The 11,582-nt window shown below is 69.8% G+C and carries 6 protein-coding genes; 1 reads left to right on the forward strand and 5 read right to left on the reverse strand.

Going from position 1 to position 11,582, the window contains the following annotated elements; translation table 11 throughout:
- The 4 genes from HUW62_RS49740 to HUW62_RS41685 all read right to left on the reverse strand — a co-directional run.
- A partial coding sequence (locus tag HUW62_RS49740) for a hypothetical protein (RefSeq protein WP_176437587.1) occupies positions 1-4,416 on the reverse strand: 4,416 nt, incomplete at its 3' end.
- A gap of 140 nt (positions 4,417-4,556) precedes the next feature.
- The gene (locus tag HUW62_RS41675; RefSeq protein ID WP_163865492.1) at positions 4,557-5,993 is read right to left on the reverse strand and encodes a hypothetical protein; all 1,437 of its coding nucleotides are present in this window, start codon (positions 5,991-5,993) and stop codon (positions 4,557-4,559) included.
- A 45-nt stretch (positions 5,994-6,038) separates the two neighbouring features.
- Complete coding sequence (gene ilvA, locus HUW62_RS41680; RefSeq protein ID WP_275902373.1) at positions 6,039-7,373, reverse strand: threonine ammonia-lyase; 1,335 nt, start codon at positions 7,371-7,373, stop codon at positions 6,039-6,041.
- An 11-nt stretch (positions 7,374-7,384) separates the two neighbouring features.
- On the reverse strand, positions 7,385-8,614 hold the full coding sequence (locus HUW62_RS41685) for a Glu/Leu/Phe/Val dehydrogenase (RefSeq protein ID WP_163865490.1): 1,230 nt from the start codon (positions 8,612-8,614) through the stop codon (positions 7,385-7,387).
- 96 nt (positions 8,615-8,710) lie between these two features.
- Here HUW62_RS41685 and HUW62_RS41690 point away from each other — a divergent pair, with 96 nt between their 5' ends.
- The gene (locus tag HUW62_RS41690; RefSeq protein ID WP_163865489.1) at positions 8,711-9,208 is read left to right on the forward strand and encodes a helix-turn-helix domain-containing protein; all 498 of its coding nucleotides are present in this window, start codon (positions 8,711-8,713) and stop codon (positions 9,206-9,208) included.
- Between the two features lie 65 nt (positions 9,209-9,273).
- On the opposite strand, the gene HUW62_RS41695 is transcribed toward HUW62_RS41690, so the two are convergent.
- A partial coding sequence (locus HUW62_RS41695) for a DEAD/DEAH box helicase (RefSeq protein WP_176437588.1) occupies positions 9,274-11,582 on the reverse strand: 2,309 nt, incomplete at its 5' end.

Genomic DNA, 11,582 nt, shown 5'->3' on the forward strand with positions numbered 1-11,582 from the left:
GTCGGCGGGGAGCTCTTCGGCGGCCCATTCGGGCTGCGCGGTGGCGGGAGCGGCTTCGCCCGTTGACCACTCGGCCTGGACGGCGTCGGCGGGAAGCTCTTCGGCGGCCCATTCGGGCTGTGCGGTGGCGGGAGCGGCTTCGCCCGTTGACCACTCGGCCTGGACGGCGTCGGCGGGGAGCTCTTCGGCGGCCCATTCGGGCTGCGCGGTGGCGGGAGCGGCTTCGCCCGTTGACCACTCGGCCTGGACGGCGTCGGCGGGAAGCTCTTCGGCGGCCCATTCGGGCTGTGCGGTGACGGGAGCGGCTTCGCTCGTCGACCACTCGGCCTGGACGGCGTCGGCGGGAAGCTCTTCGGCGGCCCATTCGGGCTGTGCGGTGACGGGAGCGGCTTCGCTCGTCGACCACTCGGCCTGGACGGCGTCGGCGGGAAGCTCTTCGGTGGCGGACCACTCGGGCTGTGCCGCGGTGGTGGTGTCAGCGGTAGACGCGGACCACTCGGCCTGGACAGCTTCGGGCGCAACCTCTTCCGTCGTCGCCCATTCGGGCTGCGCGGTGGCGGTGGCGGCTTCGCTCGTCGACCACTCGGCCTGGACGGCGTCAGCGGGGAGTTCCTCGGTGGCGGCCCACTCAGGCTGCGCGGTGGCAGCGGTGTCAGCCGTGGACTCGGACCATTCGCTCTGGACTGCGTCGGCCGGAAGCTCTTCGGTGGCGGCCCACTCAGACTGTGCAGTGGCGGCGGTGTCAGCCGTGGACGCGGACCATTCGCTCTGGACTGCGTCGGCCGGAAGCTCCTCGGTAGCGGCCCACTCGGGCTGCGCCGTGGCGGCGGTGTCAGTCGTCGACGCGGACCATTCGCTCTGGACTGCGTCGGCCGGAAGCTCCTCGGTAGCGGCCCACTCGGGCTGCGCCGTGGCGGCGGTGTCAGTCGTCGACGCGGACCACTCGCTCTGGACTGCGTCGGCGGGCAGTTCCTCGGTCGCGGTCCACTCGGGCTGCGCCGTAGTGGCGGCCGGCTCGCCGGGAGTCTCCGTCGTCGCCCATTCAGCCTGGACGGCGTCAGCGGGGAGTTCCTCGGTGTCGGCCCACTCGGGCTGCGCGGTGGCGACCGCGTCACTCGTCGACGTGGCCCACTCGGGCTGCGGGGCGTTGGCCGTGGACTCCGTGGCCCACTCAGTTTGGACTGCGTCCGGTGCCAGCTCCTCCATCGCGGCCCATTCAGGCTGAGCAGCGGTGGCTTCGTCACTCGTGGATGCCGCCGACCATTCGGTCTGGACGGCTTCCGGAGCAGCCTCTTCCGTCGTCGCCCATTCGGGTTGCGCGGGGGCGGCTTCGCTCGTCGACCACTCTGCCTGGACAGCGTCAGCAGGGAGTTCTTCGGCGGCGGCCCACTCGGGCTGCGCGGTGGCGGGGGCTGCTTCGCCCGTCGACCACTCGGCTTGGACGGCGTCGGCGGGGAGTTCCTCGGCGCTGGCGGACCATTCGGGCTGGGCAGTGGCTACTTCGCTCGTAGCGGCCCACTCCGCTTGGACAGCGTCCGCAGGAAGCTCTTCGGTAGCAGCCCACTCGGGCTGCGCCGTGGTGGTGGTGTCAGCCGTGGACGCGGACCATTCGCCCTGCGCGGCGTCAGCGGGGAGTTCCTCGGTGGCGGCCCACTCGGGCTGCGGCTCAGCGGTGGACTCCGCGGCCCACTCGGACCGCGGCTCGGCCGTCGACCACTCCGCCTGGGCGGTCTCGGGCGCTTGCTCCGTCGTCGCTGCCCACTCTGCTCCGTCGTTGCCTTGCGTGGCCTCGTCGGTGGAGGCAGCGGCCCACTCGGACTGAAGCTCGATGACCTCCGCGCTCGGCGCGGGAGATTCGGTGGCCGTCTCGTTCCACTCCGAGGTGCCCTCCGTCGAGGCCGCCTCCGTGGAACCCCAGTCGGACTGCGGCTCGTTGGGCGCGGCCTGCTCCGAAGCGAGGCCCGCGCTGCTCGCGAGGGGCTCCAACTCACCCGACTGCGCGGCCCACTCTCCATCCGAGGTGTCGGCTGGAAGGTCCAGGCCCCGCTCATTCGAGGCCGAGTACTGCCCATGCTCCAGGAAGTCACCCGCGGTCGCGAGCGGTACGGCCTCCTCGGGACTGCCGCTCAGGTCGAATCCATCCGAAACCGACTCACGGAGCGACGTCGCCGCGAAGGATGACGACCCGTGGGTAGCGACCTCAATCGTGTCCGCCTGGAGATCAGGCCCGACCTGCACGGAGCGCAGCTCCAGCGAAGGCACGGCATCCGTGTTGAAAGGCGACTCCGCCGAAGACGTGGCCTCCGCCTCCACGCCCAGGTCCCCCACCTCGAAGGTGGGCGGCTCACCGTGAACCGCTGCGTCCTCGAACGGTTCCTCGCTCGAGCTCCCCTCGGGAGCGGACTCCGTATCCAGGACCGAAGCCGACAGCTCCGACGCGGCTCCCGCTTCCTCGGACGCTGTCCAGCCGCTTGCATCCGAGGTCTCGGTGCCCGCCAACATGGAGACCTGTGCCTCGGTGTTCGTCGACTCGCCGGAGGGGAAACCCTCGGACGAGGCGTCAACGCTCACATCGGCGGCGTCGAGAGAGATCTCCTCGACGGCGGGCGACGTGGAGACGTCCGAGTCTCCATGCTCGCTCTCGGCCGACGCCGCGGAGTCCCAACCACTGGAGGTCGTCTCCGCCGCGTCGAGCGCCAGTTCCTCGAACTGCGACTCGGGCGCTGACTCCGCGAACTCCACCGACGAGGTGGACTCGACCATGTCGGACGCATCGAGCGAGATTTCCGCGCCGACGGAGCCGGGGTGCTCGGCTGCCGTGGAGCCTTCGGTGCCAGTCTCCTGGGCCGCGAAGGCGGAGTCGCCCACGTTCGGCTCTTCGAAGGACTCGTAGGCCGCGTCGTTCAGTGTCCCGGCGTCCGCCTCGGTGAAGTCCGGTTCCGCGCCCGTGTCGAGCGCGGCACCGTCGTTCGAAGACAGCTCCGTCACATCGCTCGCTTCGAGCGACATGGGCTCGGCGCTCTCCGTCGCGCCGACGTCGATGACGTCATTCGCGTCAGCGAGGTCCGTCGCGGACGACTCCAGCGGGTCCACGGCCAGCGGCGCGGAGTCCCAGGCGTCATCGAGCGAAGTGGGGGCGTGGTCCTCGGCCAGCATCGGCTCGCTGTCGGCCGTCGCGTCGAGCAGTTCGACTTCCGAAGAGGGGACTTCCACTTCGGACTCGGAGGCCGTGAGGGTGGCTTCCTCGGACGGCTGGGCTTCGAGCACGGTGGACGATGAATCGTCGGAGGCCGATTCGACCTCCAGCGAGAGGTCCGCGAAGGACGACTCGAGCGAAGTCTCCGGCTCATGCCGCGCGGCCTCGGGCTCCACCTGCTCGGCGAGCTCTCCGAAGTCCTCTTCCGCGCTCAACCCCGCCGCCGCTCCCTGGTCGACTTCCTGGTAGCTCGACGCCGAAGCTCCGTCCTGGAGGGCCGAGGCGTCTTCGTACGCTTCCGTGCCGGAGACATCCGTTTCCGAGACCTCCAGCACGTCCTCGAACGAGGAGGATTCGGACGTGGCCACCGGGGCGGCACCACCGGGGGGCGTGGGGCTCGGAGCCATCCACGGAGCGGGCTCGCTCAGCGCGGGGATGTCGATGTCGTCCGAGCTGAGGGCCAGGTTCTCCGGCTCCGGGGCCGGAGGCGTATAGGGCTCCTGGGCCGGCTGCTCGTAGCCAGCGTAGTAGGCCTGCTGCGCGGGGTCGGCGGCCGGGGCCTCCGGAGTCGCCGCGGGCCAGCCCTGGTTCGGGTCGTAACCCTGCTGCTGCGCGTAGGCCTGGTTCGGGTCGTAGCCCTGCTGCTGGGCATAGGCCTGATTCGGATCATACCCCTGCTGCGCGTAGGCCTGGTTCGGGTCGTAGCCCTGCTGCGGATAGCCCTGTTGCTGGGCGTAGGCCTGGTTCGGGTCGTAGCCTTGCTGCGCGTAGGCCTGGTTCGGATCATAGCCCTGCTGCGCATAGGCCTGATTCGGGTCGTAGCCCTGCTGCTGGGCATAGGCCTGGTTCGGGTCGTAGGCCTGGTTCGGGTCGTAGGCCTGGTTCGGGTCGTAGCCGGCGGGGTAGGCGTACCACTGGCCATCGGCGCCGTAGTAACCCTGGGGCTGCTGCTCATAGCCGGCGGGGTAGGCGTACCACTGGCCGTCGGCGCCGTAGTAGCCCTGCGGCTGCTGCTCATAGCCGGCGGGGTAGGCGTACCACTGGCCATCGGCGCCGTAGTAGCCCTGGGGGGCGGCCTCCGGCTGTTGCCAGGTGGAGGCGTCGGACGCAGGGGTGTCCTGAACGCCGAGGAGACCACGCAGCTCACCCCAGCGCGCCTCCTCCACGGGAGACAGGCTTCCCAGCTTCCGCTTCTCGTCGAGGAAGCGAAATTCTCTCATTGCTGCGCGCGTGTCCGACATCCGTCACCTTGCTGCGGACGGCGGACTGCCCGGTTACCGTCGCAGCGCAAATGGGGGGGCTCCGAGTGTAGGAGACTCCCGGGGAGGGGTAAACCAAATGGACCGCGCTTGCCCGGCAGCTACCTCTTCCGGACGACCTTCTCGACTTCCGAGTCGAGCTCTTCCAGGGTCATTCCGTAGTGGGTCTTCAGCGCCGCCTCGAACCGCACCTTCCGCTTGCACACATCCCGGGTGAGGGTCAGCAGGCGGTGGGCGCCCTCCCGGCGCATCAGCTCCTGGACCGCCAGTCCGGAGATGGCATACGCCATGGGCGCGTTGGGGGTGTTCATCGGGGCGACGTCCATCATCTGCCGGACGCTGATGAGCCCACCGAAGGATGGGTCAGCCAGTACCGTCCGCATCTGATCCACCATCTCCATGTCCGGGCCCGGGACGTCCAGGTACTTCCACTCCACGAACATGGCCAGGCCCTCGTTGAACCAGATGGGCAGGAAGACCATGTCCCCGTCGCCCCCGCCGCAGATATCGGCGACCGTGGCATGGACGTACTCGTGGACGAGCGTGGCCTTGGTCTGCTTCGTCAGCTCCATGGCGTTGTTGATGGCGATGCCATTGTCGGAATACCGCCCGGCCACCATCCTCGCCGCGCGCCCGCCGAAGACCGAGCCGAACTCCTGGGCGGAGTAGAGCTTGACGGACACGGCGGACTCTCTCGCCTCGCCCAGCACGCCTCGCGTGAAGTGGTAGGCCTCGGTGAGTATCTCGACGATGTGCCCCTCGTAGTCAGCGCGCTGGCCGAAGTCGCGATCATTGTTGAAGTAGCTGATGACGAACCGGCTGTTGGAGCGCACCCGCATGCCATTGGCGCTCACCCCGGACTCGAAGCCGACCTTGGGTGCCCGGACGCTCATCCCCGGTCGCGTCTCGAGCGACACCACCGCGGCTTCATCGCCACCCATCGCGCTCGCGGGCCGTGTCTGCCCGGGCTGCGCGGAGGCGTTTCCGAGGCGCCGGGAGATGCGCGTGGCCTCGGAGCGGGCCGCGTCTTCCTGAAGCGTGTGCTGGCGGGCGGTCTGGAGCAGCTTCTTCGCCTCGGCGGACTCCTTCGCGCGGGGAGGCACCTTCTCCAGCGCCGCCTGCGCGCCCACGAAGTCCTGCTCCTCCAGCAGCAGCTTGCCGAGCTCCAGCGGGAAGCTCCCGTCCTTCGGGAAGCGCGTCACGCCCTTCACCAGCGCGGACTCGGCCGCCGCGCGCTGCTCCGTCTTCTGCGCGGCGCTCGCCAGGCAACGCAGGGCCGGCGCGGACTCCTCGTACAGGACGGCGCGCTCACCCATGGAGTACGCCATCACCGAGTCGTCCTTCATCAGCGCCTGGCAGCCCTTCACCAGCGCGCCGGACACCGTGGCCCGCTGCTCCTCGGGGACCGCCTTCGCGTCGCCGGAGGAGAAGGCCAGGTACAGCTCCTCCCAGGACTTCTGCCCGGAGAGCTCTTTCGCCTTCTGGGCAGGCGTTTGCGGCGAGGCGGCGAGCAGGAGCGCGACGAACAGGGAACGCATGCCCCCAGTATGGCCGAGCCCCGCCGCTCGCGCGCAAGACCCCAGCTACTTGCGGGCCACCTGCCAGCCAAGCTCCTCCAGGGCTTTTTCCAGCTCGCGGATGTGGGCAGGGCCCGTCGTCTCCAGCGTCACCTCCACCATGGCCTCGCCCAGCCCCGCCTTGGAGAAGGCGCGCTCGTGGTGGAGGTCCACCACGTTGGCCCTCAGGTCGGCGATGCGCGACGTCAGCCGAGCGAGCATCCCGGGCCGGTCCGGCAGCCGCACCTCCAACTGGACCAGGCGGCCCGCCTTCACCAGGCCGCGCTCGATGATGCGGCTGATGACGTTCATGTCGATGTTGCCGCCGCTCAGGATGATGGCGGTGCGCTTGCCCTTCGCCTGCGGGACGTGGCCGTTGAGCACCGCCGCCACGCCCACCGCGCCCGCGCCCTCCACCACGCTCTTCTCCTGCTCCAGCAGCGTGAGGATGGCGGCCGCGATTTCCTCCTCGTCCACCGACACCACCGCGTCCACGTACCTGCGCACCATGGGGAAGGTGAGCTCCCCCACCTTCTTCACGGCGATGCCATCCGCGATGGTGGTCCCCGCCGCGGGCAGCTCCACCAGCTTCCCCGCTTCGATGGACGCCTTCATGCTGTCGATGGTGGACGTCTGCACGCCCACCACGATGATGCCCGGCTTGCTCTCCTTCAGCGCGCACGCCACGCCGGAGATGAGCCCGCCTCCGCCAATGGGCACCAGCACCACCTCCACGTCCGGCCACTGCTCCAGGAGCTCCAGCCCCAGCGTCCCCTGGCCCGCGATGACATGCGGGTCATTGAACGGGTGCACGAAGACGAGCCCCTCGTCCTGCTGGATTCGCAGCGCCTCCGCGTAGGCCTCGTCGTAGTTGGCGCCCTTGAGCACCACGCGCGCGCCATAGTCATCCCGCGTGCGCGACACCTTGATGAGCGGCGTGCGCTCCGGCATGACGATGGTCGCCTTCACCCCCAGCCGACGCGCGTGGTAGGCGACGCCCTGCGCGTGGTTGCCGGCGGACGCGGCGATGACCCCGCGCTTCCGCTCCTCCGCCGTCAGCGTCAGCAGCTTGTTGAGCGCGCCGCGCTCCTTGAAGGCGCCCGTGCGCTGGAGGTTCTCCATCTTGAAGTACACCGCCGCGCACTCCGTCCGCTCGGTGAAGTAGTCCGAGGCGGGGCAGGGCGTGGGGCGGATGGCGTCGCGCAGACGCTCCCGCGCGGCGAGGATGTCCTGGAGGGTGACCATGGGCGCGCGTGTAGCGGAAGCGCGCCCCGTTCGGAAGGGACAGTCAGCACCTGGGTGTCCGCCGTCCCGGGTTGCCGCGATGCGGCAGGCTTGCCTGGCCGCGCCCCGAACGGGCACGCCCGAGCGCGTCAGATGCCGCGCAGCACGGTGGCCTTGCCCACCCGGCCGATGGCCAGGATGTAGGCCGCCGTCCGCATGGAGACCTTCCGCGAGCGGGCAATCTGCGCCACGCGCTCGTAGGCCTCCTTCATCGTCTTCTCCAGCTCCGCGTTGACGCGGTCCTCTTCCCAGGACAGGTGCTGGAGGTTCTGCACCCACTCGAAGTAGCTCACCGTGACGCCGCCGGAGCTGGCGAGCACGTCCGGCACCACGAAGATGCCGCGCTTCTCGAAGACCTCGTCGGCCTCCGGCTGGGTGGGGCCGTTGGCGCCCTCGATGATGAGGCGCGCGCGCACCGCGTTCGCGTTGTCCCGGGTGAGCACGTGGCCGAGCGCCGCGGGGATGAGCACCTCGCAGTCGGCCGCGAGCACGTCCTCGTTGGTGCACGCCGTGCCGCCGCCGAAGCCCGTCACCGTGCCGGTGCGCTTGACGTGCTCGAAGAGGGAAGGGACGTCCAGGCCCTGCGGGTTGCGCACGCCGCCCAGCACGTCCGACACGGCCACCACCACGCCCCCGTCCTCCCACAGGAGTTGCGCGGTGTGGCTGCCCACGTTGCCGAAGCCCTGAATCGCGAAGCGCGTGCCCTTCACCGGCAGGTTCAAGTCGCGGAGGATTTCGCGGCACACGTACAACAGGCCCCGCCCGGTGGCCGCCTCACGGCCCTTGGAGCCGTACAGCTCCAGCGGCTTGCCCGTGACGACGGCGGGCGAGTGGCCGTGGTAGCGCGAGTACTGGTCCATGATCCACGCCATCACCTGGGGATTGGTGTTGACGTCGGGCGCGGGGATGTCTCGCGTGGGGCCGATGACGTCCTGAATCTGGTCGACGAACTTTCGCGTCAGCCGCTCCAGCTCCTTGATGCTGAGCTGAGACGGGTCGCACGCGATTCCGCCCTTGGCGCCGCCATAGGGCACATTCACCACGGCCGTCTTCCACGTCATCAGCGAGGCGAGTGACGCGGCCTCGTCCTGGTCCAGGCCCGGGTGGTAGCGCAGGCCGCCCTTCATGGGGCCCCGGCTGTTGTCGTGCTGGATGCGGTACCCGAGGAAGGTGCGAATCTCGCCGGAGTCCATCTCGATGGAGACCTGGACCTTCACCTCGCGCAGCGGCGTGGCGAGCAGCGTTTCGATGGGGGTGCCCACGTCCATGATCCGCGCGGCCTTGCGGAAGAAGTAGTTGGTACCCTCGACGGCGCTCATGTTTCGCAGTGCTCCTGGTGACTGCGGTGGGTCCAAGAGGTCCCGCCCCGCGCGAAAGACCTTAACAGAAGGGGTGCGCTACCATAGGAAACTGCCATGTCTCCCGGCCCTGCGGATGCTTCCACGGTGAACGGACACCTGCAGGGCCTGGCCCGTCGGATTCGCGCGCTTCGAGAGCGCCGGGGCCTCACCCAGGAGGACTTCGCCGCCCGGTGTGGCATCTCCGTGTCCTTCGCCTCACTGCTGGAGCGTGGAGAGCGAGGCCCCAGCTACGAGACGCTCCTCCAGGTGGCCGTCGCGCTGGAGCTGCCCTTGTGGGAGCTGCTCCGCCTGGATGACGTGGACGACGCGGGTGCCCACCGGCTGGAGGGCTTCGTCCGGGCCCGTCGGCTGTCGCGCCAGGACGTGGACCGGATGCTGGAAGTCGCTGAGATGATGTTCAGCGCGGGGCCTCTCGCGGCGAGGTCCCAGCGGCCGGAGCCCGTGCGCTGCGGCGAGCCGACCTGCGAGCGGCCCGTGCTGGCCCGGGGCCTGTGCACCGCCCACTACCACCGGGCCCGGCGCAGGAAGGCCGCGGAGAAGTCAGGCGCCTGACCTGAGTCAGTGCGCCGTCGCGGCGGCCCCGGGAAGCACGTGCCTCCCGGGGAGAACCACCTGACCTACTTCTTGCGAGCGCGCTCGACCTTCAGCGTGCGCTCACCGTGCTGCTTGCCGTGCGTGGTCTCGAACCCGGCGGCGTCCTCGTCGGCGACGAAGACGTACGCGTAGGTCGGGCGCAGGTCCATCCGCACCACCTTGCCAGCGGGAGCACCGGCGGCCTCGAGCGCGGCGGTGACGCCCGCTTCATCCAGACCGTCCTGCCTGCCCAGGCCCACCCACAGGCGCACCTGGCCCGGCAGGTCCGGCAGCGACTCCAGGCGGGGACGACGCTCCTCGCGCGAGCCGCGCGGACGGTGCCGCTCCAGCTTCAGCGGCTTGTCGCCGTGCAGCTTGCCGTTGAGCGCCTCGAAGGCCGGCGCATCCGCCTCGGCCACGTAGGCGTAGCCGTAGGTGGGACGCAGCAGCGCCTTGAGCACCTTGCCAGCGGGAGCACCGGCGGCCTCCAGCGCGGCGGGCAGCTTCGCCTCGTCCATGCCGTCATCGCTGCCCAGGTTGGTCCACAGCTTCACCTCGCCGGGGCCCGCGTCGGGAGACGGGGGCGGACGGGTGCCGGGCTCGCGCTCGGTGCGCGGCTTGCTCTTCTCCACGCGCAGCGTCTTGGCTCCGTGCTGCTTGCCGTTGAGCGCCTCGAACCCCGGGGAGTCGTCCTCCGCGACGAACACGTATGCGAAGGTGGGGCGCAGCTCCGCGCGAACCATCTTCCCCAGCGGCGCGCCGGCGTCTTCCAGGGCCGTGGCGATGCTTCCCGGCCCCAGGCCGTCCGCCGTTCCCAGGTTGACCCACAGCTTCACCTCGCCAGGGCCCGCCTCCAGCGCCGCGGGGCCTCGGATGGCGCCCGCGTCTCGCTCCCGACGGGGCTCGTCACGACGCGGACGGCGCTCGCGGTCCGGGTGCTCCGGGCGGGCCATGGGCTTCTCGCCCCCCCGCTCACGCCGGTCCTCGCCACTCCGCTCGCGACGCTCACCTCCGCGCTCGCGCTTTTCGTCGCGACCGCCGCGTCCACGTCCCTCGCTCCGGCTCTCGGTCTTGCGCGCGGGAGCGGGCTCGCGGCCCTCGGTCTCCTGGGCCTGCTGGGCCTTCTCCATGCGCATGCGGCTGAAGAAGTACTTGAGCAGGAAGGCGACCAGGTCGTCCGCGTTCGGCTTGTTCTTCAACTGCGCGGCCAGGGGCAGGAAGCCCTCGAAGATGGAGGAGCCGGAGGCCTCCTGGATTTCGCGCACGTGGCGCTCCGTCCAGAGGCGCATCGCCTCCTCGGGCGCGGGCATCTCCTGCCGCTCGAACTTGATGCCGTACTTCTTCTCCAGCACGGTGTACGTCGCCAGCTCGCGCCCGGAGAAGAGGTTGATGGCGGTGCCCTTGTTTCCGATGCGGCCGGTGCGGCCGACGCGGTGCAGGTACACGGCCGGGTCCTCGGGCAGCGAGTAGTTGATGACGTACTCGAGGCCGGAGATGTCGATGCCGCGCGCCGCGATGTCCGTGGCGACCATGAAGGCCACCTCGCCGCGCTTCACCTTGCCCATCACCCGCTCGCGCTCCTTCTGCGGCAGGTCTCCGTTGAGCAGCTCCGCGTCGAAGCCGTTGCGGTTGAGCACCGCCGTCACCAGCGCCGTGTCATCCCGCGTGTTGCAGAAGATGATGGCGTTGGGCGGCTCCTCCTTCTCCAGGATGTAGATGAGGTTGCGCGGCTTGGGGAAGGCGTCCGACACGTCGTAGCGGACGTGGTGGATGTGCTCCACCGTGAAGACGTCGCCGGACAACAGCAGCGTCTCCGCGTTCGTCGTGTACCGGGCGATGAGGTTCTGGATGTCCGTGGGGACGGTGGCGCTGAAGAGCAGCACCTGGCGCGCCTTCGGAAGACGGTCGAGGATGCGGGTGACTTCCTCGTAGAAGCCCTGGTTGAGCATCTCGTCGGCTTCGTCCAGCACCGCGTGGTCGCACCCGTCCAGCTTCAGGTTGCCCCGGTTGATGTGGTCGAACACGCGGCCGGGCGTGCCGACGATGATGGGCGTGCCCTCCTCGAACGCGTCCTCCTGCTGCTTCATGGAGGCGCCGCCGTAGATGGCCGCCACCTTCACGCCCTTGTTCTTGCCCAGGGACCGCAGCTCGTCCGCCACCTGCATCGCCAACTCGCGCGTGGGGCAGAGGATGAGGGCGCGCACGCGCTTCTCATCCGCGGGAATCTTCTCCAACAACGGCAGGCCGAACGCGGCCGTCTTGCCGGTGCCAGTCTTGCTGCGGACAATCAGGTCCTTGCCCTCCATCACGGGCCGGAACGCCCGGGCCTGGACAGGGGTGGGGTGGGTGTAGC

The sequence above is a fragment of the Myxococcus sp. AM011 genome (assembly GCF_013372595.1).
In the GTDB taxonomy this organism is placed as follows: Bacteria; Myxococcota; Myxococcia; order Myxococcales; family Myxococcaceae; genus Myxococcus; species Myxococcus eversor.